19 protein-coding genes are annotated in these 22,742 nt (G+C 62.9%); 15 read left to right on the plus strand and 4 right to left on the minus strand.

The features are described 5' to 3' along the window. Positions 1 to 53 precede the first annotated feature (53 nt). The gene (locus GWE18_RS22785) at positions 54 to 875 is read right to left on the minus strand and encodes a uracil-DNA glycosylase (protein WP_275188013.1); all 822 of its coding nucleotides are present in this window, start codon (positions 873 to 875) and stop codon (positions 54 to 56) included. A 133-nt stretch (positions 876 to 1,008) separates the two neighbouring features. Here GWE18_RS22785 and GWE18_RS22790 point away from each other — a divergent pair, with 133 nt between their 5' ends. The 3 genes from GWE18_RS22790 (at position 1,009) to GWE18_RS22800 (ending at position 5,641) form a co-directional block, all read left to right on the plus strand. Further along, positions 1,009 to 2,667, plus strand: coding sequence for an electron transfer flavoprotein-ubiquinone oxidoreductase (locus GWE18_RS22790; RefSeq protein WP_275187953.1), 1,659 nt, complete (start codon positions 1,009 to 1,011; stop codon positions 2,665 to 2,667). Between the two features lie 280 nt (positions 2,668 to 2,947). After that, complete coding sequence (locus tag GWE18_RS22795; RefSeq protein WP_275187954.1) at positions 2,948 to 4,729, plus strand: tetratricopeptide repeat protein; 1,782 nt, start codon at positions 2,948 to 2,950, stop codon at positions 4,727 to 4,729. A gap of 27 nt (positions 4,730 to 4,756) precedes the next feature. Further along, on the plus strand, positions 4,757 to 5,641 hold the full coding sequence (locus tag GWE18_RS22800; protein WP_275187955.1) for a 4-(cytidine 5'-diphospho)-2-C-methyl-D-erythritol kinase: 885 nt from the start codon (positions 4,757 to 4,759) through the stop codon (positions 5,639 to 5,641). A gap of 106 nt (positions 5,642 to 5,747) precedes the next feature. Here GWE18_RS22800 and GWE18_RS22805 read toward each other — a convergent pair whose 3' ends face one another. Together GWE18_RS22805 and GWE18_RS22810 are read right to left on the minus strand one after the other, a co-directional pair. Then, complete coding sequence (locus GWE18_RS22805) at positions 5,748 to 6,377, minus strand: LysE family translocator (protein ID WP_275187956.1); 630 nt, start codon at positions 6,375 to 6,377, stop codon at positions 5,748 to 5,750. 143 nt (positions 6,378 to 6,520) lie between these two features. Continuing rightward, entirely contained in the window at positions 6,521 to 7,528 is a 1,008-nt protein-coding gene (locus GWE18_RS22810) for a polyprenyl synthetase family protein (protein WP_057849530.1), read from the minus strand. 141 nt (positions 7,529 to 7,669) lie between these two features. Between GWE18_RS22810 and GWE18_RS22815 the strand changes: the two genes are divergently transcribed. The 7 genes from GWE18_RS22815 (at position 7,670) to GWE18_RS22845 (ending at position 14,149) form a co-directional block, all read left to right on the plus strand. After that, complete coding sequence (locus GWE18_RS22815) at positions 7,670 to 7,897, plus strand: DUF2007 domain-containing protein (RefSeq protein ID WP_057849503.1); 228 nt, start codon at positions 7,670 to 7,672, stop codon at positions 7,895 to 7,897. Then, on the plus strand, positions 7,890 to 8,657 hold the full coding sequence (locus GWE18_RS22820) for a methyltransferase (protein ID WP_275187957.1): 768 nt from the start codon (positions 7,890 to 7,892) through the stop codon (positions 8,655 to 8,657). The genes GWE18_RS22815 and GWE18_RS22820 overlap by 8 nt, the downstream gene beginning before the upstream one ends. Before the next feature lie 258 nt (positions 8,658 to 8,915). Continuing rightward, positions 8,916 to 9,827 carry a S49 family peptidase gene (locus tag GWE18_RS22825; RefSeq protein ID WP_275187958.1) on the plus strand — a complete coding sequence of 304 codons (912 nt, stop codon included), beginning with the start codon at positions 8,916 to 8,918 and terminating at the stop codon, positions 9,825 to 9,827. A gap of 120 nt (positions 9,828 to 9,947) precedes the next feature. Further along, positions 9,948 to 10,139 (plus strand): hypothetical protein, encoded by a 192-nt coding sequence (locus tag GWE18_RS22830; RefSeq protein ID WP_057849531.1) that lies wholly within the window; start codon positions 9,948 to 9,950, stop codon positions 10,137 to 10,139. Positions 10,140 to 10,364: 225 nt separating this feature from the next. After that, complete coding sequence (locus tag GWE18_RS22835) at positions 10,365 to 11,300, plus strand: glycine--tRNA ligase subunit alpha (protein WP_275187959.1); 936 nt, start codon at positions 10,365 to 10,367, stop codon at positions 11,298 to 11,300. Continuing rightward, the gene (gene glyS / locus GWE18_RS22840; RefSeq protein WP_275187960.1) at positions 11,300 to 13,543 is read left to right on the plus strand and encodes a glycine--tRNA ligase subunit beta; all 2,244 of its coding nucleotides are present in this window, start codon (positions 11,300 to 11,302) and stop codon (positions 13,541 to 13,543) included. The genes GWE18_RS22835 and glyS overlap by 1 nt, the downstream gene beginning before the upstream one ends. A 3-nt stretch (positions 13,544 to 13,546) precedes the next feature. Further along, complete coding sequence (locus tag GWE18_RS22845) at positions 13,547 to 14,149, plus strand: class I SAM-dependent methyltransferase (protein WP_275187961.1); 603 nt, start codon at positions 13,547 to 13,549, stop codon at positions 14,147 to 14,149. Between the two features lie 225 nt (positions 14,150 to 14,374). Here GWE18_RS22845 and GWE18_RS22850 read toward each other — a convergent pair whose 3' ends face one another. Beyond that, entirely contained in the window at positions 14,375 to 14,731 is a 357-nt protein-coding gene (locus GWE18_RS22850; RefSeq protein ID WP_275187962.1) for a DUF1236 domain-containing protein, read from the minus strand. Positions 14,732 to 14,962: 231 nt separating this feature from the next. Here GWE18_RS22850 and GWE18_RS22855 point away from each other — a divergent pair, with 231 nt between their 5' ends. The 5 genes from GWE18_RS22855 to GWE18_RS22875 all read left to right on the plus strand — a co-directional run bounded on the left by GWE18_RS22855 (position 14,963) and on the right by GWE18_RS22875 (position 22,697). Further along, the gene (locus tag GWE18_RS22855; RefSeq protein ID WP_275187963.1) at positions 14,963 to 15,118 is read left to right on the plus strand and encodes a DUF3096 domain-containing protein; all 156 of its coding nucleotides are present in this window, start codon (positions 14,963 to 14,965) and stop codon (positions 15,116 to 15,118) included. Positions 15,119 to 15,210: 92 nt separating this feature from the next. Beyond that, positions 15,211 to 18,081, plus strand: a complete 2,871-nt coding sequence (gene ppdK, locus GWE18_RS22860; protein ID WP_275187964.1) for a pyruvate, phosphate dikinase — start codon at positions 15,211 to 15,213, stop codon at positions 18,079 to 18,081. A 435-nt stretch (positions 18,082 to 18,516) separates the two neighbouring features. Then, entirely contained in the window at positions 18,517 to 19,953 is a 1,437-nt protein-coding gene (locus tag GWE18_RS22865; RefSeq protein ID WP_275187965.1) for a cell wall hydrolase, read from the plus strand. A gap of 348 nt (positions 19,954 to 20,301) precedes the next feature. Further along, entirely contained in the window at positions 20,302 to 21,561 is a 1,260-nt protein-coding gene (locus GWE18_RS22870) for an MFS transporter (RefSeq protein WP_275187966.1), read from the plus strand. Positions 21,562 to 21,710: 149 nt separating this feature from the next. After that, a complete protein-coding gene (locus GWE18_RS22875) occupies positions 21,711 to 22,697 on the plus strand; it encodes an MDR family oxidoreductase (RefSeq protein WP_275187967.1) in 987 nt (328 codons plus the stop codon). The last annotated feature ends 45 nt before the right edge of the window (positions 22,698 to 22,742 follow it).

The raw sequence follows: 22,742 nt of genomic DNA on the forward strand, positions 1-22,742 counted from the left end.
ATCACGAGCACGGACAGGATGGTGGGCACGGCGCGTTCGCGCCTTTGCCCACCCTACGAAGCCTCCAGCGCCTTCGCGATCGCGCGCAGATCCTGCCACGACATTCGCTTGTAGGACGGAGAGCGCAACAAGTAGGCCGGGTGGAACGTCGCCATGGCGCGGATGGTGCGTGTGCCGGTGTCGTAGTCGAACCATTTCCCGCGCGTCTTCATGATGCCCTCGCGGGTCGATAGCAGCGTTTGTGTCGAGGGGTTGCCCAGCGTCACCAGCACATCTGGGTTCACAAGCTCGATTTGCCGCTGGATGAACGGCAGGCAGATTTGCGTCTCGTGCGGCGTTGGCGTCCGGTTCCCGGGCGGCCGCCAGGGGATTACGTTGGCGATGTAGGCCTTGCTGCGGTCGAGCCCGATCGCGGCGATCATCCGGTCAAGCAACTTGCCGGAACGTCCGACAAACGGCAGGCCCTCGATGTCTTCGTCGCGCCCGGGCGCTTCGCCGACGAACATGATGCGGGCTTGCGGATTGCCGTCGGCAAACACCAGCCGCGTCGCGGTGGTTCGGAGCGCGCAGCCCTCGAAATTTTCGAGCAGCGCGCGCAGCGCTTCCAGCGTCGGGGCCGTTCTTGCCGCTTCACGCGCGATGGCGATGGCCGCTTCCGGCGCCGGCGCTATTTCGCTACGCGGAACCGTCGGCATCGCTGCGGGCATTTCCCTCGCCGGGCGGGTTGGCGCAGCCTCGCGGGCCGGGGTAGGGGCGGCAGGGATGTCGGGCTCGGTAAGCCGATCGACCGGCTCCTCCGCCAACGCGCAATCGACCCCGGCCTCCAGATAAAAGGCCAGCAATTGCCGGATATTAGGCGCGGGTTCGGGGATCAAATCCATTATGCCAATCTAATATGGATCGCGCCGGCGTGAAACGCCTCGCATTGCATTTCCATGGTTGTCCTCCCCGCAAAAATCGGAAACAACGAGCCTTTAGAGCCGTTCTCAATTGGGCTGAGATCAGATCATGAGCGCAGAAGAGCTTCCTCCCCGCGAATCCATGGAATTCGACGTCGTGATCGTCGGCGCCGGACCGTCAGGCCTGGCTGCAGCGATCCGGCTGAAGCAGCTCAATGCCGACCTCAGCATCGTCGTGGTGGAGAAGGGTTCCGAGGTCGGCGCGCATATTTTGTCGGGCGCAGTGATCGATCCGGTCTCCCTCGACAAGCTGATCCCCGATTGGCGCGAGGACGCTGATTGCCCGCTGAAGACCCAGGTGAAGGACGACCGTTTCTACTGGACCACGGCGACCAGCGCGATCCGGCTGCCCAACTTCGCCATGCCGCCGCTGATGAACAACCATCACTGCTATATCGGCTCGCTCGGCGATGTCTGCCGCTGGCTGGGGCCGAAGGCGGAGGCGCTCGGCGTCGAAATCTATCCGGGCTTTGCCGCGGCCGAAGTGCTGTACGACGACAACGGCGCGGTGCGGGGTATCGCGACCGGCGACATGGGCATCGCCAGGGATGGCAGTCTCAAGGATTCTTTCACGCGCGGCATGGAACTGCTCGGCAAATACACACTGTTCGCCGAAGGCGCGCGCGGTAGCCTGAGCAAGCAGTTGATCGCGAAATATTCGCTCGATGCCAACAGCGAGCCGGCGAAATTCGGCATCGGGTTGAAGGAAGTCTGGGAGATCGATCCGTCCAAGCACCAGAAGGGCCTGATCCAGCACTCGTTCGGCTGGCCGCTCAACAATTCGACCGGCGGCGGCTCGTTCCTCTACCACTACGACGACAACAAGGTGGCGGTCGGCTTCGTCGTGCATCTCAATTACGACGATCCTTATCTGTCGCCGTTCGACGAATTCCAGCGCTTCAAGACGCATCCCTCGATTCGGACCGTGTTCGAAGGCGGCAGGCGGATCGGGTATGGCGCGCGCGCCATCACCGAGGGCGGTTATCAGTCGGTGCCGCGTCTGAGTTTCCCGGGCGGCGCGCTGATCGGCTGCGCAGCGGGTTTCGTCAACGTGCCGCGCATCAAGGGCGTGCATAACGCGATGGGCAGCGGCATGCTCGCGGCGGAACATGTCGCCGCAGCGCTCGGCGCCGGCCGCGCCAATGACGAGCTAGTCGAATACGAAAACGCCTGGCGGGACTCCGCCGTGGGTAAGGACCTGTACCGGGTCCGCAACGTCAAGCCGCTATGGTCGAAATTCGGCACCATCATCGGCGTGGCGCTGGGCGGCTTCGACATGTGGTGCAACACGCTGGGCTTCTCGCTGTTCGGAACCCAGTCGCACGCCAAGCCCGACCGCAAGACGCTGGATGCGGCGAAGGCGCACACCCCGATCGCCTATCCCAAGCCGGACGGCAAGCTGACCTTCGACAAGCTGTCCTCGGTGTTCCTCTCCAACACCAACCATGAAGAGGACCAGCCGGTTCACCTCAAGGTCGCCGACATGAACCTGCAAAAGGCGTCCGAGTACGATGTCTATGCCGGGCCCTCGAACCGTTATTGCCCGGCCGGCGTTTATGAGTGGGTCGAGGAGGCCGCAGGCCCGCGCTTCCAGATCAACGCCCAGAACTGCGTCCACTGCAAAACCTGCGACGTGAAGGACCCGAACGGCAACATCACCTGGGTTCCTCCGGAGGGGGGCGGCGGACCCAACTATCAAGGTATGTAGAGAGAGGCTGTATTGACCACGATTGCGTGAGCTGGAGGAGGCTGATACCGCCTTCGGCCACGATACCGCCACAGTAAAAGCGTTTCCGGGTTGGGCTGGCTAAATCGGAGCCCTAAGGGCCTAATCTGCCAATCGATTCGCCAACCCGTATCCTTGCGGTTGAGGGCCAAAAGCGGCATTGTCGCTGCCCGAGATGCCGCCGCTTGGGTTTGCATTCGAGACCGATCGCGCAACTGATCGTAAAGATCCTGCCATACATCCTGGAGCTAGGCGAACCGTGATGCTTTCCACTCGTATGAATCGTTGGACCTTCGCCGCAATTACCTTCGCCGCACTGGCCGCGCCGGCCGCGGTTTCGGCGCAGACGCCTGAACACACGGCCGATAACGCCGCGCAATTCCCCACCAAGTCCGATCTGAAATCGCTGACGACGTCCGGCAGCTATCTGGCCGCGCGCCATGCCAGCGTCGAGCGCGATGCGGCTTCGGCGGCGGCGTTCTATCGCTCCGCGCTGCGCACCGATCCGAAGAACAACGAACTGCTGGACCGCGCCTTCATCTCCTCGCTCGCCGATGGCGACATCGATGAAGCGGTCAAGCTCGCCGATCGCATCCTGACGATGGACAAGGCGAACCGGGTCGCGCGGCTGGTGGTCGGCGTCCGCGATCTCAAGCAGAAGAAGTATGCGGCCGCGCAGCTCAACATCAACCAGTCGATCCGCGGACCGATCACCGACCTCGTGGCGACGCTGCTGTCGGGATGGGCGAGCTACGGCGCGGGCGATGCCAAGGCGGCGGTCGCCAATATCGACAAGCTGACCGGCCCCGAATGGTATCCGATCTTCAAGGATCTCCACACCGGCATGATCCTCGAGATCTCGGGCAAGGACAAGGATGCCGGCGCGCGGTTCGAGCGCGCCTACAAGCTCGACGATTCGATGCTGCGCGTGTCCGACGCCTATGCGCGCTGGTTGTCGCGCAACAAGGATGGAGCGGCGGCGGCCGGCATTTACGAGGCGTTCGACAAGAAGCTGCCGCGGCATCCGCTGGTGCTGGAAGGCCTGCGCGACACCCGGGCCGGCAAGAAGCTGCCGGCGCTGGTCGATTCGGCGCAAGCCGGCGCGGCCGAGGCGCTCTACGGGATCGGCGCTACGCTGACCCGCCGCGGCGGCGAGGATCTGGCGCTGGTCTATTTGCAGCTCGCGCTCTACCTGCAGCCCAATCATCCGTTGGCGCTGCTGTCGCTCGCCGATCTCTACGAGTCCGTGAAGAAGCCGCAGATGGCGATCAAGGTCTACGAGCGCATGCCGGCGAGTTCGCCGCTCAAGCGCAACGCGCAGATCCAGCTTGCCACCAATCTCGACGCCGCCGACCGCAGCGACGAGGCGATCAAGATCCTGAAGGGCGTCACCGCCGAGGCGCCGAAGGATATCGAGGCCATCATGGCGCTCGGCAACATCGAGCGCGGCCGAAAGAAATTCAACGATTGCGCCAACACCTATACGCTGGCGATCGACGCGATGCCCGGCGTGACGGACAAGAACACCTGGGTCACCTACTATTATCGCGGCATATGCGAGGAGCGTTCCAAGCAGTGGAGCAAGGCCGAGGCCGACATGCGCAAGGCGCTGGAGCTGCAGCCCGAGCAGCCGCATGTCCTGAACTATCTCGGCTATTCCTGGATCGACCAGGGCATCAATCTCGATGAAGGCATGAAGATGATCAGGCGCGCCGTCGACCAGCGCCCGGACGACGGCTACATCGTGGATTCGCTGGGCTGGGCGTTTTACCGGATCGGTAACTTTGAAGACGCGGTGAAGAATCTCGAGCGCGCAATCGATCTCAAGCCCGAGGATCCGACCATCAACGACCACCTCGGCGATGCCTATTGGCGCGTCGGGCGGACGCTGGAAGCCAAATTCCAGTGGGCCCATGCCCGCGACCTCAAGCCCGAGGCAGAGGAGTTGCCGAAGATCGAGGCGAAGATTGCCAACGGTCTGCCCGAAGACACGTCTTCTGCGGCTTCCGCCGACAAGAAGAAAGAAGACGGCAGGGGCGGCTAAGGCAAGGACTTTGGGGGCTGTTCGGCAATGCCGCGACTGAGTGATGAAGGGCGCGCCAAGGTCAACCTGACCTTGCAGGTGAATGGTCGTCGTGCGGACGGCTATCATGATCTCGAAAGCGTGGTGGCGTTCGCCGATTGCGCCGACCGGCTGACGCTGACGCCCGGTCCCGATCTTGATCTGAAAATGTCCGGGCCGCTGGCGCAGGCTTGCGGCGAGACGTCGGACAATCTGGTGCTCAAGGCCGCGCGTCTGTTGGCCGAGCGCGTACCGAACATGAAGGCCGGCAGTTTCTCGCTCGACAAGGTCTTGCCGGTTGCCGCCGGGATCGGCGGAGGTTCGGCTGACGCCGCGGCGGCGCTACGGCTGCTTTCGCAGTTGAACGGGCTCGCGCTCGACGACCCCCGCATCATCGAGGTTGCGCAGCTGACCGGCGCGGACGTGCCGGTCTGCGTCAAGTCGCGCGGCTGCGTCATGACCGGCGTCGGCGAGACGCTGCAGCCGCTCAGCATGCCGAAAATGCCCTGCGTGATGGTCAATCCCGGCGTTCCCGTCGCGACCCGCGACGTCTTCAATGCGCTCGGCTTGCGCAATGGCGAACTATTGGTCGGCGCCACCGACGTGCTGTTGCAGGACCGGTGGCCTGACGAGAAGGCATCGCTCGAAGATTGGGTTGAGGCGCTTGCCGCCAGTTCGAACGATCTGGAGGCGCCCGCCATGCGCGTCCAGCCCGTGATCGGTGAGGTCATCTCGGCGCTCAACGCCACCGATGGCGCCTGGCTGGCGCGGATGTCCGGATCGGGCGCCACCTGTTTTGCGATCTATGAGAACACCGCCGAGGCCGGCCGTGCGGCGGAGAAAATCCGGCGCGATCACCCGGGGTGGTGGGTGCATGCGGGAACGCTGAGCTGAGGCATCTGGTAGGGTGGGCAAAGCGAAGCGTGCCCACCAAAGCCTGTCCTCAAAATAGGTGAAGTTGGTGGGCACGGCGCAAATGCGCCTTTGCCCACCCTACGGCTTAGCTCGCCGGCCGCCGCGCCAGCGCCAGCGAAATACCGAGCCCGGCGATGAACAGCCCCGAGCCCTGTCGCAATCGTTGAAGCAAATTCGGATTGCGCGTGAGACCGGTGCGCGCCGTGGCGGCCATCATCACAACGACGACGTCAACCAGTGTATTGAGCGCCACCGAAATCAGGCCGAATGCGATGAACTGCAGCGCAGGGTGGCTGCCGGCCGGGTCGAGGAATTGCGGAATGAAGGCCAGAAAGAACGCCGCGGTCTTCGGGTTCAGCGCTTCGACCAGCACGCCCTCCCGAAACGCCCGTTGGGTACCGACAGCGACCGCCGGTTGCGACAGCAGATCGCGTGCCTCGCGAAACGTTTTGAGGCCAAGCCAGATCAGATAGAGCGCGCCTGCGAATTTGAGCGCGGTGAACAGCTCGGCGCTGGCAAGGATGATCGCCGAGACTCCAAGCGCGCCCGCGACCACATGCACGAGCCCGCCGAGCGCCGTTCCAAATGTCGAGGCGAAGCCGGCGCTCTTGCCGCCCGATAGCGTCCGTGCCGCGACGTAAAGGATTCCAGGACCGGGAACGGCGGCAACAATGAGCGCGGCCAGGAGAAACAATGTGAAGTTAGTGCTGATCAATGCGATCTCTTTCGTAGGATGGGCAGAGCGCTGTCATCACCCGCGAAGGCGGGTGATCTAGTATTCCAGAGACATCAGTGATTGAATCGATAGGCCGCGGCGTACTGGATACCCCGCCTTCGCGGGGTATGACGGAAGCGGAATCAATGCGACCTTGCCAGACAGAACGCCACGACCTGTTCGAGCGCGGTTTTCATGGGCGAGGCCGGGAACAGCGCCAGCGCGTCGACGGCCATCGCGCCGTAATGCTGGGCGCGGCTGATCGTATCTTCCAGCGCGCGGTGCTTGGTCATCAGGCCGATTGCATGATCGAGATCGCTGTCGCCGATCTCGCCGCGCTCCAATGCCTTGATCCAGAACTTGCGCTCGCTGTCATTGCCGCGGCGGAATGCCAGCACCACCGGCAGCGTGATCTTGCCCTCGCGGAAATCGTCGCCGATGTTCTTGCCGAGTTTTGCGGCCTTGCCGCCATAGTCCAGCACGTCGTCGACGAGCTGGAATGCGATGCCGAGATTCATGCCGACCGAGCGGCATGCGGTCTGCTCGGCCTTCGGCCGGTTGGCGATCACCGGTCCGACCTCGCAGGCGGCGGCGAACAGTTCGGCCGTCTTGCCCCTGATGACCGCAAGGTACTCGTCCTCGGTGGTCGCTGTGTTCTTGGCTGCCGCAAGCTGCATCACTTCGCCTTCGGCGATGGTGGCGGCTGCCGAGGAGAGGATGTCCAGCGCGCGCAGCGAGCCGACCTCGACCATCATGCGGAAGGCCTGGCCGAGCAGGAAGTCGCCGACCAGCACGCTCGCCTCATTACCCCACAGCATCCGCGCCGACAGCTTGCCGCGGCGCAGTTCGCTCTCGTCGACCACGTCGTCATGCAACAGCGTTGCGGTGTGCATGAACTCGACGGAGGCGGCGAGCTTGATATGACCATCGCCGGAATAGCCGGTGAGGCTTGCCATCGCCAGCGTCAGCATCGGGCGGAGACGTTTGCCACCGGAAGAGATCAGGTGGTTGGCGACCTCCGGAATCATGGTGACTTCCGACCCCGTCCGCGACAGGATCGTGGCGTTGACCCGCTCCATGTCGGCGGCGACGAGCCCGACCAGCGCATCTATCGAAGCGTTCGGGCTCTCGAAAGGTACAATAACCGCCACGCGGGTCTCCAAATTTCGCCAATTCGCACTATCCTTAATCTACAATAGAAAGTGCGGGCAATGGCGGCAAGGGCACGTAGAGGGCACATAGCGGTTGACAGGAGCCGCATTGCCCTCCAGCCAGGACAAGGAGAGCGCAAATTGCGGGAATTGGTCAGGACCAACGATATCGTGCTGGTTTCCGCGGTCGGTGCGCTGCTCGACGGTGCCAATATCCATCATCTGGTGCTGGACCAGAACATGAGCGTCATCGAGGGATCGATCGGCATCCTGCCGCGCCGCATCCTGGTCCATGAGGACGACAATCGCGCGGCGCGCCAGCTACTGACCGAGGCGGGCCTGGCTCACGAATTACGCGCCGATGACTGACCCCATACTCGACCTCACCGAGGATGCGTTTCTCGGGGGGCAATTGCGTTTGATGCAACTGAAATCGGGACACCGCGCCGGTCACGATGCGGTGCTGCTGGCGGCGGCGACCGCAGCCCGTTCAGGCGACCGCGTCGTCGATCTCGGCGCCGGCGTCGGGGTTGCTGGCCTGGCGGTTGCCCGGCGCGTGGCCGGCATCGACCTGGTCCTGGTCGAGATCGATGCGGCGCTGGCGGGCCTTGCGCGCACCAACGCGGATGCGAATGCGATTCAAGCCGACGTGATCGTCCTCGATGTGGAAGCTGATGCCACAGCCTATGCCGCGGCCGGACTTGGTCCTGATAGCGTCGATGCGGTGCTGATGAACCCGCCCTTCAACGATCCCGTGCGGCATCGCATCTCGCCGGACACGGCGCGCGGGACCGCGCATATGGCGACCGCAACGACGCTCTCAAAATGGGTTCACGCGGCGCGGCGCATTCTCAGGTCGAGGGGAACGCTGACGCTGCTCTGGCGCGCCGACGGAATCGCCGAGGTGTTCTCGGCGCTCGATCACGGTTTCGGGAGCTTGCAGGTCCTGGCGGTCCATGGCGACGCACAGGGGCCTGCCAACCGCATTCTGATTCGCGCCACCAAGGGTGGGCGGGCGCCGACGCAAATCCTTCCCGCCCTGATGCTCAATGATGAGCAAGGGGTACCCAACAAAAGGGTGCAGGAGGTTCTGGCCGGGAAGGGGAGCTTACTGCTCGCGAACCCGTAAAGGTGGCTCGCACGCTCAATTCCTGGAACAGGACGCTATTGCGGAAGCGTCTCTGACTGTTGCTTGGGCGCCGATGTAAAGTGGATCGCGGCCAGAAGGCTGCCGATGAGCATGATCAGCAGGTAGATTTTCATGTCAGTCTCCGCTGCGCCATTGCAGCTTTAACGTCTGCAAGGCAAAAGGCGTTCCGGCCCAAAAGGCGTTTCGGCCTTTGCATGACAGTGGTGCGATAAAAAATGGTTAATTCGAGGTAACGGCATGACTCAACAAACAAGTGATCGCACGGGATTGCCGAACCTTATTGACAGGGTGAAGCAATTCATCCCGGCAAGATTCCGGCGCGACGCCGTAGTTGTTCCGGTGGTGCGCCTGTCGGGTGTCATCGGTGCGGTGACGCCGTTGCGGCCGGGCCTGACGCTGGCGGGCGTCGCCAGGACGCTCGAACGCGCATTCGCCACCAGACACGCCAAGGCGGTGGCGTTGGTGATCAATTCTCCCGGCGGCTCGCCGGTGCAATCGCGCCAGATCTATTTGCGGATCAGGCAGCTTGCCGCAGAAAAGAAATTGCCGGTGCTGGTGTTCGTCGAGGACGTCGCGGCATCCGGCGGCTACATGATCGCCTGCGCCGGTGACGAGATATTCTGCGATCCGTCCTCGATCCTCGGCTCGATCGGCGTGGTCGGCGGCAGTTTCGGTTTTCAGGACCTGCTCAAGCGAATTGGAGTGGAGCGGCGCCTCTACACGGCAGGCGAGCACAAGGCGATGCTCGATCCGTTCCTGCCGGAAGACCCCGATGATGTCGCACGTCTGAAGGCGCTTCAGCGCGAGATCCACGCTATCTTCATCGCCCTGGTCAAAGGCAGCCGCGGTGCGCGCCTCAAGGACACCGACGACGTCTTGTTCACCGGCGAGTACTGGGCGGGCGAGAGGTCCGTGTCGCTGGGCCTTGCGGACAAGATCGGCGATCTCCGCTCGACGCTCCGTGAGCGCTATGGCGAGAAGGTGCTGACGCCCGTCATCGCGCCCGCAAGCGGGATGCTGGCCGGGCTGTTGGGCCGGAAGTCGCCGGGGGCGGGCGCGTTGGCCGCCTTTGATGGTATCGGGGGATTGCCGGATGAACTGATTTCGGCGCTCGAAACCCGGGCAATTTGGGCCAAATTCGGGTTCTAGCGATCAACTGGAGGTCAACGAGCCGTGCCATTTAGTCCCAAAAGCGGAATTGCGGCGCAGGCTGGCTTGGGCGACAATGTGGGCATTGGGGGCTGACACGTGAACGACAAGGATCGACCGATGCCGCCGCTGATCGCATTTGCGGGTGCCCTGGGTGGGCTTGCCGTGGTCCGCTGGGCCTACAAGACCGCCGTCCGCATCAACAGGGAACTGGAGGAGGCGCGCCTGGCGCGCGTCACCGAGGCGGCCCAGACGGCCGATATTCCGACGCTGCGCCGCGACCCCGTCACGGGAGCTTATCGGCCGGGTTAGCCCGCCGGCCCTCATCCTGAGGAGCGGGCGTAAGCCCGCGTCTCGAAGAATGGCCACCCGTTCGGGGCCTCATGGTTCGCTCGGCGATGCTGGCATCGTCCGGACGCGCGGCGCTGCCGCGCTCCTCACCACGAGGAATACAAGGCCCGATCGCCTTGATTCCCTGCCTCCGCGTCGATACGGTCCCGCGCTCTTAAATCCCCCTTTGCGAGACCGATTCTGCCGATGGACGCTCTGCCTGCCCATATGCGCCCGGAACGTTCGTTCCAGGGCTTCATCCTTGCTCTCCAGCGGTTCTGGGCGGAGCAGGGCTGCGTGATCCTGCAGCCCTACGACATGGAAATGGGCGCTGGCACGTTCCATCCCGCGACGACGCTGCGCGCGCTCGGGCCCAAGCGCTGGAACGCGGCCTATGTTCAGCCCTCGCGCCGGCCGAAGGACGGCCGCTACGGCGAAAATCCCAACCGGCTGCAGCACTATTATCAGTTTCAGGTGATCATGAAGCCGTCGCCGCCGAACCTTCAGGATCTGTACCTGAAGTCGCTGGCCGCGATCGGCATCGATTCGAGCCTGCACGACATCCGCTTTGTCGAGGACGATTGGGAAAGCCCGACGCTCGGCGCATGGGGACTGGGCTGGGAATGCTGGTGCGACGGCATGGAAGTCAGCCAGTTCACCTACTTTCAGCAGGTCGCGGGCGTTGAATGCGCGACTGTTGCGGGTGAACTGACGTACGGGCTGGAGCGCCTGGCGATGTATGTGCAGGGCGTCGACCGCGTCTACGATCTCAATTTCAATGGTCGAGAGGGTGCCGATAAAGTGACTTACGGCGACGTGTTCCTGCAGGCCGAACAGGAATATTCCCGGCACAATTTCGAGCATTCCGATTCCGAGATGCTGTTCAAGCAGTTCACGATGGCGGAAGAAGCCTGCCGGAAATATCTGGCCGCGGGATGGAAAGAAGGAAGCAATCGGAAAGAACATCTGATGGCGCTGCCGGCCTATGACCAGTGCATCAAGGCGAGCCACGTGTTCAACCTGCTCGACGCCCGCGGCGTGATCTCGGTGACGGAGCGGCAGAGCTACATCATGCGGGTGCGCGAACTGGCAAAGGCCTGCGGCGATGCCTGGGTTCACACCGAAGCGGGCAGGGCGGTCTGATGCCTGATCTTCTGCTGGAGCTATTCTCCGAGGAAATCCCCGCGCGCATGCAGGCGAAGGCGGCGGACGATCTGCGCCGCGTGGTGACCGACAAGCTCGTCGCTGAGGGCCTCGTCTATGAAGGCGCCAAAGCGTTCGCGACGCCGCGGCGGCTGGCGCTGACCGTGCACGGCATCCCGATACGGCAATCCGACCTGAAGGAAGAACGCCGCGGCCCGCGCGTCGGCGGCCCCGATGCCGCGATCCAGGGATTCTTGAAAGCGACCGGGCTTGCCCGGATCGAAGACGCCAAAATTCAAACCGACCCGAAGAAGGGCGACTTCTACATCGCGCTGATCGAAAAGCCCGGTCGCGCAACGATCGACGTGCTCGCCGAGATATTGCCGGTCATCATCAGAACTTTCCCGTGGCCGAAATCGATGCGCTGGGGCGAACGCTCTGTCAAATCGGGTTCGCTCTCCTGGGTGCGGCCGCTGCATTCGATCATCGCGACCTTTGGGCCCGAGACCGAAGAGCCCGACGTGGTGAAGTTTTCCGTCGACGGCATCGAGGCCGGCCAGACCACGTTCGGCCACCGGTTCATGGCGCCCGCTGCAATCTCCGTGCGCCGCTTTGCGGACTATGAAGCGAAGCTGAAGGCCGCCAAGGTCGTGCTCGATCCGCAGGCGCGCAGGGACATTATCCTCGCCGACGCCAAGCAATTGGCGTTCGCGCAAGGCTTTGAGCTGGTCGAGGATCCAGCACTGGCGGACGAGGTCGCAGGCCTCGTCGAATGGCCGATCGCGCTGATGGGGTCTTTCGACGAGGAGTATCTCACGATCCCGGATGAAGTGATCCGCGCCACCATCCGCAACAACCAGAAATGTTTTGTGGTCAGCGATCCCAAGACGGGCAAGCTCACCAACAAGTTCATCCTCACCGCCAACATCGAGGCTACGGACGGCGGCAAGACCATCATTGGCGGCAACGAGCGCGTGATCCGCGCGCGGCTGAGCGATGCGAAATTCTTCTATGAGACCGACCTGAAGACGAAGCTCGAATCTCGCTTGCCGAAGTTCGAGCAGATCGTGTTTCACGAGAAGCTCGGATCAGAGGGCCAACACATAAGGCGCGTTGAGCATCTTGCGGTCGAAATCGCCCCATTGGTAGGGGCCGACAAGGAAACGGTTAGGCGCGCGGCCCGGCTTGCACGAGCTGATCGGCTCAGTGAAGTGGTCGGTGAGTTTCCCGAACTTCAGGGCTTAATGGGAAAATACTACGCGCTGGCACAAGGCGAGGACCCCTCTGTCGCAGCGGCGAGCGAAGAGCACTACAAGCCTCAGGGGCAGTCCGATGGTTTGCCGACTAATCCGGTGAGCATTGCCGTGGCTCTCGCCGATAAGATCGACATGTTGGTCGGGTTTTGGGGGATTAACGAAAAGCCGACGGGCAGTAAGGATCCATATGCACTGAGACGCGCCGCGCTGGGCGTCATACGCATTATCCTTGAGAACCAAATTCATCTTCCATTGGTTGACATCTTTACAACCTCAGACATCGAGAATTTCTTGGATATCAAGAGCGCAAGGCTTGAAGGGCCAAGACTTGCGCTTGTGCGACTCGAAGAACAAGGCGGACTATCGCAAGGAAATGTCGAACGTCTTTGGCACCGGCTTGTCGACAAGACTTTTGCTGATGCGGTTGTCGAGGAAGAGGCAAAGACTGCAAAGGATAGGGTCTTCGATCTGCTGGACTTTCTCGTAGATCGCTTGGAGATACAGCTTCGTGCTGTCGGTGCACGACACGATCTAGTTAAGGCTGCATTTTCGGTGCTGCTCGAAGACGATCTCCTGACGATCGTCCGCCGCGTCGAGGCGCTCGGCAAGTTCCTCGACACCGACGACGGCAAGAACCTGCTTGCAGGGACCAAGCGTGCGAGTAACATCCTCTCGATCGAGGAGAAGCGGGACAAACGCACGTTCGACGGCGCGCCGGATGCCGGGCTGTACAATTTGCCTGAGGAAAAGGCGCTGGCTCAGGCGATCGACCAGGTCAAGAGCGAAGCTGGCGGCGCCGTTGCCAGGGAAGATTTTGCCACCGCGATGAGCGCGATGGCAAAGCTGCGTCCGGCAGTCGATGCGTTCTTCGACAAGGTCAAGGTCAATGACGATGAACCCAAGGTGCGCGAGAACCGACTAAAGCTTCTGAATGAAATCCGCGCGGCGACCCGTGCGGTTGCGGATTTTTCGAAGATCGAAGGCTAGATCATGGATCGTCAGACGCTCGCCGCTTATGACTTGGATGCGGCAGCGTTCGCGAAGGACTGGGTCGATCAGCCGGCGCCCGTCGACCTGCAGGAAATCGTCGAGCGGTTTTTCGTGCGCGGCGGCACCTCGGCCGATATCGGCTGCGGCTGCGGCCGTGAGGTCGCCTGGCTCCACGCGAATGGTTTTTCGGCCGTGGGCTTCGATGCCTCGGAAGGCCTGCTCAACGAAGCACGCCGGCGATATCCTTCGCTCAAGTTCGCGCATGCCGAATTGCCCGACCTGCGCGGCGTCGGCACGTTCGACAACGTCCTGTGCGAAACCGTGATCATGCATCTCGACCGCAAGCAGATTGCGGCATCGGTTCGCCGTCTGCTCGATATCGTCAAGCCCAGCGGCATTCTCTATCTGAGCTGGCGCGTCACCGAGGGCGCCGATCAACGCGATGCACAGGGACGGCTTTACGTGGCGTTCGATGCCGCCCTGGTGCTGGCGGAACTGAAGACGGTAACGGTGCTGCTCGATGAAGAGGCGGTCAGCGCCTCATCGGGAAAGAAGACCCACCGGCTCGTGGTGAAGAAGCCGGGACTGGAGATCAGGGAATAAATTGTAGGGTGGGCAAAGCGAAGCGTGCCCACCAAGGGTCCCGAGAAGCATGCCGATGGAATGGTGGGCACGGCGCGAAGAGCGCCTTTGCCCACCCTACAGCTGCGGCCGCGTACACAAACAAAACCCCGCCCGGAGGGGACGCCGGGCGGGGTCTTTGTCCGGTCGTATCTCGCGCACATCCGCTTGCGCGGCGCCCGGACCAATCGTTCAGGCTACTGAAGGTCAATCGACCACCTGAACGATACGACGTGAGCGCGGTTCGACCAGTATCGTCTGGCCGTTCACCACGGTGTAGCGATAGGGCGTCATGCTAAACGATTGCGGCACGTCGTAATAGGTCACGCCGGCTTCCGGCAGCACGGCGCCAACCGTCACACGCTCGGAAATCGTGTAGTTCGGTACGCGTTCACGCACGACGTATTCGCGGAAGGCCGGACGCTGGTCGGCAGTGATGCCTTCGTGTTCACCGATGACGGTCGTGCTGCGGCCGACGGTACCGGTGGTGGTCTGCGCCTGAGCCGCGATCGGGGCAGCCATTGCGCCGGCGATCGCCGCAATGGCAAACAGTCTGTTCCGCATGGTCAACTCCTTCGCGGGAAGAGGCGCCGGCTTCCGCCAGCGCATACAATGCGGGCCAATTCATCCCGTGCCTGCATTGTTCCTGAAAACCGCGGCCTCATCCGAGGCATTTCTGGGGAATTGTTGCGGAGGCTGGAACCCATTGAAGCGGTAAGCGTCTTGCTATTCCGGAACCGCGCCAGCGGTTAAGTTGCTCCCCTCGATTCGATTCCCCATCAGCCGGAGATTTCAATGACCATCACCGCCGCGAACGTTCCCGCTATTGTCGCCCTTGTTGCGGGAATTTTTATCCTCATCATGCCGCGGCTACTCAATTACATCGTCGCTATCTACCTGATCTTCGTAGGCCTGGTCGGTCTCGGCGTGCTCAAGATGTTTCGGTTCTAGCGCAGGAAAGCAGGGTTTCGCAGCTTGCGCGGAACCCCTCAAAATGGTGTAAGGCGCGCATCTTTCTCCCCTTTTTCGGATAGTTGGAATCCATGGCCAAAGCCGTCGCGAAGTCCAAGAAGGCTGCAGCGAAATCTGTAGCAAAATCAAAGCCATCGGCCCGAAAAGCCGCTGCTTCTCCTTCCGCCCGCAAGGCGCTGAAGAAGGCGCCGGCCAAGCCGGTCGCCAAGGCCAAGCCCGCCAAGAAGCCCGCGGTCGGTAAGCCCGTCGCCGAGGCGCTAAAATCCGGAAAGTGGGTCTATACCTTCGGAGACGGCAAGGCGGAGGGCAAAGCGGGCCTGCGCGACCTGCTCGGCGGCAAGGGCGCCAACCTCGCCGAAATGGCCAATCTCGGCCTGCCGGTGCCTCCCGGCTTCACCATTCCGACCTCGGTTTGCACATACTTCTACGCGCACGACAAATCCTATCCGCCCGCATTGAAGGTGCAGGTCGAGAAGGCGCTCGATCACGTCGGCAAGCTGACCGGCAAGGCGTTCGGCGATTCGAAGAATCCGCTTCTGGTGTCGGTCCGCTCCGGCGGCCGCGCCTCGATGCCGGGCATGATGGACACCGTGCTCAATCTCGGCCTCAACGATCGCACGGTCGAAGCGCTCGCCGAATTATCCGGCGATCGTCGCTTTGCCTATGACAGCTATCGCCGCTTCATCACGATGTATTCGGACGTGGTGCTCGGCTTCGAGCATCATCACTTCGAGGACATCCTCGACACCTTCAAGGACGGTCAGGGCTATACGCTCGACACCGATCTCACCGGCGACGACTGGGTTGAACTGGTCGGCAAGTACAAGGAAGCGGTGGCGCGCGAGACCGGCAAGGATTTTCCGCAGGATCCGCACGAGCAATTGTGGGGCGCGATCGGCGCGGTGTTCTCATCCTGGATGAATACGCGCGCGGTGACCTACCGCCGCCTGCACGATATCCCGGAGTCATGGGGCACCGCGGTCAACGTGCAGGCCATGGTGTTCGGCAATATGGGCGAGACGTCCGCGACCGGTGTCGCGTTCACCCGCAATCCCTCGACCGGCGAGAGCAAGCTCTACGGCGAATTCCTGATCAACGCGCAGGGTGAGGACGTGGTGGCGGGCATTCGCACGCCGCAGGACATTACCGAGGAAGCGCGCCAGGAATCCGGCTCCGACAAGCCGTCGATGGAAAGCGCGATGCCGGAGGCGTTCAAGGAACTAACGCGGTTCTACACACTGCTCGAAAAGCACTACCGCGACATGCAGGACATGGAGTTCACGGTCGAGCAGGGCAAGTTGTGGATGCTGCAGACCCGCGGCGGCAAGCGCACGGCGAAAGCGGCGCTGCGCATCGCGGTCGAGCTCGCCAATGAAGGCCTGATCTCGAAGAAGGATGCGGTGATGCGGATCGATCCGGCGTCGCTGGATCAATTGCTGCATCCGACCATCGATCCCGCCGCCAAGCGCGACGTGATCGCGACGGGCCTGCCGGCCTCGCCGGGGGCCGCATCGGGCGAGATCGTGTTCTCGTCGGATGAAGCGGCCAAGCTGCAGGCCGACGGCCGCAACGTCATTCTGGTGCGGGTCGAGACCAGCCCGGAAGACATTCACGGCATGCACGCCGCCGAAGGCATTTTGACCACCCGTGGCGGCATGACCTCGCACGCCGCTGTGGTCGCGCGCGGCATGGGCAAGCCCTGCGTCTCCGGCTGCGGCGCCATTCGCGTCGACTACGGCCGCGGCACGATGAGCGTCGGCTCCCGCACCTTCAAGACCGGCGACGTCATCACCATCGATGGTTCGCTCGGCCAGGTCTTGGCCGGCCGGATGCCGATGATCGAGCCGAAACTGTCGGGCGAATTCGGCACGCTGATGGGCTGGGCCGATCAGGTTCGCAAGCTCGGCGTTCGCGTCAACGCAGACACGCCGGAAGATGCGCGAACTGCGATAAAATTCGGCGGCGAGGGCATCGGCCTGTGCCGCACCGAGCACATGTTCTTCGAGGAAACCCGCATTCGCACCGTGCGCGAGATGATCCTTTCCGAGGACGAGCAGTCGCGCCGTGCCGCGCTGTCGAAGCTGCTGCCGATGCAGCGCGCGGATTTCGTCGAGCTGTTCGAGATCATGAAGGGACTACCCGTCACGATCCGCCTGCTCGATCCGCCGCTGCACGAGTTCCTGCCGCATACCCAGGCCGAGATCGAGGAAGTCGCGCGCGCGATGAACACCGATCCGCGGAGGCTCGCCGATCGCGCCCGCGATCTCGCCGAGTTCAACCCGATGCTGGGCTTCCGCGGCTGCCGCCTCGCCATTGCCTATCCCGAAATCGCCGAGATGCAGTCGCGCGCGCTCTTCGAGGCGGCGGTCGAAGCCGAGAAGCGCACCGGCAAGGCGGTAGGCCTCGAGGTGATGGTGCCGCTGATCGCGACCAAGGCCGAGTTCGACCTGGTCAAGGCGCGGATCGACGCCACCGCGCAGTCGGTGATGAAGGAGACCGGCAAGAAGCTGGCCTACCAGGTCGGCACCATGATCGAGTTGCCGCGCGCCTGCCTGATGGCCGGCGACGTCGCGCAGACCGCGGAGTTCTTCTCGTTCGGCACCAACGACCTGACCCAGACCACCTACGGCATCAGCCGCGACGACGCCGCAAGCTTCCTCGGCACCTATGTCAGCAAGGGAATCCTGGAAATCGATCCGTTCATCTCGGTCGATCGCGATGGCGTCGGTGAACTCGTGAAGATCGGCGTCACCCGCGGCCGTAAAGTCCGGCCCGGCCTCAAGGTCGGCATTTGCGGCGAGCATGGCGGCGATCCCGCATCGGTGGCGTTCTGCCACGAGATCGGTCTCGACTACGTCTCGTGCTCGCCCTATCGCGTGCCGATCGCACGCCTCGCCGCCGCGCAGGCCGCGCTCGGCAAGACGGTCGCAAGCCAAGCGTAAGCTTCGCAGCCAGAGAGATTGGAGTGGCCGGGATTTTCCCGGCCATTTTCTTTTGCACATAATGCGAGGCGTCATTCCGGGATGGTCCGAAGGACCAGACCCGGAATCTCGAGATTCTCAGGTGCGCAATTGCGCACCTTAGTTCGATGCTTCGCATCGCCCCGGAATGACGGTCGCGATCATGAGTTCCAGTCGTCACACGGACGCGCCGATTTTCTTCATCATCTTCGTTGACGAGATGTTTACCACTTTCATCACGCGCCTGTTTACCAACCCTTCTCATGCGTCAGGCGAAACCCGCGCGATGTCTTGCGTGTAACGCGCAGGCCACGCCGATTAACTCCCCGGCAACCTAAATTCGATACCAACAATAAAGGTCGAATTGCACGGATGTACTGACATTCGACCCTTTGTAAGCGTTGCGTGAGCGTACCGATGTTTGTGTTGCGTAACCAGCCGAAGGGCGCGCGGTTTGCGTCCTTCGGTCTCGGTCTCTGCGTCTTCGCATTGATGCCGACCGAGATCGGATATCAGGATATTGCCTCGCTGCTGGCGCGCCAGCCCGGCGTCGCCGAGCGCTGGCAGAAGCGGGTGTTCTCGTCCGCCGGTACTATCCAGGTCGCAACGTTCAGTTTCGGCCGTCCGATCGGAACCTTCTCGCCGCAAACTGCGACCTACCGACTGGCCCGCCTCGACAATCAAGGCATCGACATCACGGGATCTGTGACGCGCAACCCGCTCGTCGCTCCGCCGCCGCGTTATCACGCCGCCGATTTTCCCAAGGTCGATCGCACGCTGAAGGGTGATCGGCTCATCGTGACGCCGCCACCGCCTGCGGAAACGGCAGTCCCTGCCGAGCGCGCGCCGGTGACCGAGGATCCCGCGACATCAAATGCCTCGGTCAAGGGCGCCAAGACCGCCGAAACGATGCCGTCGATCGAGCGCGCGCCGCTCGATCCCGAGTTGCAGGCCGCGCTCAGCGCGCCGCCGCTTGAACAATATGATATGTCGCTCTCACTCGAAACCAAACCGCATGATGACTTCAAGGTCGCGCCGAAGGCCGCCGAGCCACCGCGCGATGGTTTCTCCTTCAAAACCTCGAGCCTGTTCTTTGGCTCGTCGCTCGGCTCGCCCGAAAGCATCGAGCGATGGCAGCCCGGCGAAGAGCCTGTCATCGTGATGCCGACCGCGCGTTCCGATCCCGACATGAAGGTGATGGCCTCGCTGCCGGTCGACGCCGACGGTCCGGTGCGGGCCGGCGACATGGGCGAGAGCGTCGCGCCGAAGGGCGAAGTCAACGCCGACAACCAGCGCGCCAAGACGCCGGCCGAGCGTCTCGGCCTGTTCGACGAAAAGTCGCGCGCCAAGTCGGAGAAGTGCCTGGCTGAAGCCGTCTACTTCGAAGCCCGCGGCGAAGCGGTGCGGGGCCAGATCGCGGTGGCGCAGGTGGTGCTGAACCGTGCCTTCTCCGGCAAATATCCCGAAACCGTGTGCGGCGTGGTCTACCAGAACAAGCACCGTCATTTGGCGTGCCAGTTCACCTTTGCCTGCGACAACAACAAGGACGTCATTCGCGAGCCCGAGATGTGGGAGCGCGCGCAAAGAATCGCGAAAGCGATACTCGACGGCCAGCTCTGGCTGCCGGAAGTCGACAAGTCGACGCACTATCACGCCTATTGGGTGCGCCCGTCCTGGGTCAATGAAATGAAGAAGATGTCCAAGTTCGGCGTGCACACGTTCTACCGACCGCGCGCCTGGGGCAACGGCAGCGATGCGCCGAGCTGGGGCACGGCCGCCGAGACCGCGGCGATCTCCGCCAAGCTCGCCGAAGCCGCACAAAGCTCGGCCGAGCAGGCCAGCGCGAAACGGTGACGTCTGTCGTCCCTGCGAACGCAGGGACCCATACCGCGTGATCTTTCGATGAAGCGCGATGGCAGACGCTCTGCGTCAGCCAACTCACCGCCATAGCTTGTAAAGCCGTCTCCCCTCCTGCCCATTCCGGCGGCCGCGGCGTATGGGTCCTTTGCGTTCGCAGGGACGACATCATGGCGAACCGTCGCCCCTGCAAAATTGTACTCATTGCCCTCGCCAATTTTGCAGAGCTGCCCTGCAGCGGAAAATTTTTCTATGGCGCCCCCTTGGGCTTTTCATGCATCTGCATTAACTCAGCGTAACGTTTCGCCTGGCGGTTCCGGGCGCGGATTGTCCAGGGGGAAATAGATGGCTGTTACCAGCGGCGAGCTTCGTCCATCCTCCGGCCTTGGTACCTGGCGCACCCCGCTTGTCATCATCATCTGCGGCTGCGCGATCGCGCTGCTGAGCTTCGGGCCGCGCTCGAGCCTCGGCTTTTTCGTCCAGCCGATGAGCCGCGAGTTCGCCTGGGGGCGCGACGTTTTCGGCCTCGCGCTGGCGCTGCAGAATCTGTTGTGGGGCCTCGGCCAGCCGATCGCGGGTGCCATCGCCGATCGCTTCGGCATCCTGCGAGTGATGATCGTCGGCGCGCTGCTCTATGCCGGCGGTCTGCTCCTGATGCGTTATTCCACGGCGCCGCTTTCGCTCGATCTCGGCGCCGGCGTCCTGATCGGCTTCGGTCTATCAGGCTGTTCGTTCAACCTGGTGCTGTCGGCATTCAGCAAGCTGCTGCCGCCCGAGCGGCGCGGTTTTGCGCTCGGCGCCGGCACCGCGGCCGGCTCGTTCGGGCAATTCCTGTTCGCGCCGTTCGGCGTCGCGATGATCGACAATTTCGGCTGGCAGGCGGCGCTGACGGTGTTCGCCTTGCTGATGCTCTTGATAATACCGCTGTCGCTTGCGATCGCGACGCCACCGGCACCGACGTCATCGTCGTCGAACGTTCCTGCCGCGGACCAGCAATCGTTCAAGACGGCGCTGGCGGAGGCGTTCGGCCATCGCTCCTATGTATTGCTGGTGCTGGGCTTCTTCACCTGCGGCTTCCAGCTCGCCTTCATCACCGTGCATCTTCCGGCGTATCTTGCCGATCGCGGCGTCTCGGCGCAGACCGGCGGCTGGGTGGTCGCGGCCATCGGCCTCTTCAACATCATCGGCTCGCTCGGCGTCGGCTGGCTGCAGAATCTGTATCCGAAGCGCTATATCCTGTCGCTGATCTATTTGACGCGCGCGCTCGCCATCATCGCCTTCATCTCGTTCCCGATCACCACCTTCTCGGCCATTGCGTTCGGCGCCATCAGCGGACTGACCTGGCTCTCGACAGTGCCGCCGACTTCGGCGCTGGTGGCGCTGATGTTCGGTACCCGCTGGTTCGCAACGCTCTATGGCTTTGCCTTCGTCAGCCATCAGGTCGGCGGTTTCCTTGGCGTCTGGCTCGGCGGCATCGTGTTCGAGCAGTTCGGCTCCTACACGGCGATCTGGTGGCTCTCGATCTTGTTTGGTGTGCTGTCGGCGCTGATCAACCTGCCGATCGTCGAGCAGCCGGTCGCGCGCCCGGTTGCACAACCCGCCTGATGCGGTAAACGACTTCCAAGAAGCAACTTTTCGTCATGCCCGGGCTTGTCCCGGGCATCCACGTCTTTACTGTCAGCGGTAACCAAGAACGTGGATGGCCGGGACAAGCCCGGCGATGACGCGTGGGTGGTCAAGTCCGGGAGGTTGCCATGGGAACGTTCAAGGCCATCAGGATCGACAAGGCGGACAAGGGCACCACCGCCGCGCTGATGCAGTTCGACGAAGCCGAGTTGATGGAAGGCGACGTCACCGTTGCGGTCGAATGGTCGACGCTGAACTACAAGGATGGTCTCGCCGTCACCGGGAAGGCCCCAGTGGTGCGGCGCTTCCCGATGATCGCCGGCATCGACTTCGCAGGCACCGTCGAACAATCCTCGCATCCGGAGTGGAAGGCGGGCGACAAGGTCGTCTGCAACGGCTGGGGCATGGGCGAGACCCATCTCGGCGCCTACGCCGAGAAGGCGCGCGTCAGGGGTGACTGGCTGGTGCGGCTGCCCGATGGAATTTCGACGCGTGAGGCGATGGCGATCGGCACCGCCGGCTACACCGCGATGCTGTCGGTGCTGGCGCTGGAGAAACACGGCCTGACGCCTGCGAGCGGCGCGGTCGTGGTGACCGGCGCCGCCGGCGGCGTCGGTTCGGTCGCTACCGCTGTGCTCTCCAAGCTCGGCTACCACGTCATCGCGTCCACCGGGCGGACGTCGGAAGCCGATTATCTCAAAGGCCTCGGCGCGGCCGAGGTGATCGACCGTGCCGAGCTCGCAGGACCCGCCAAGCCGTTGGCCAAGGAGCGCTGGGCGGGCGGCGTCGACAGCGTCGGATCGACCACACTCGCCAACCTGCTCTCGATGACGAAATATGGCGGTGCCATCGCGGCCTGCGGCCTTGCCGCAGGCATGGATCTGCCGTCCTCGGTCGCGCCGTTTATTTTGCGTGGAGTGTGCCTTCTGGGCATCGATTCCGTGATGTGTCCGTTGCCCCAGCGCAAGCTTGCATGGAACCGCCTTGCCAGCGATTTGGATAAGGGTAAACTCGCTGAAATTACTCACGAAATTGGCCTTGACCAGGTCATCGGGGCGGGCGCGCAAATTCTCGCTGGACAGGTCCGCGGTCGAATCGTGGTAAAAATTGTCTAACGGCGTTCAGACTTTGCCAACTAAGCTGCTCCAATGTTGCCACTG

The sequence above is a fragment of the Bradyrhizobium sp. CSA112 genome, assembly GCF_029051645.1.
In the GTDB taxonomy this organism is placed as follows: domain Bacteria; phylum Pseudomonadota; class Alphaproteobacteria; order Rhizobiales; family Xanthobacteraceae; genus Bradyrhizobium.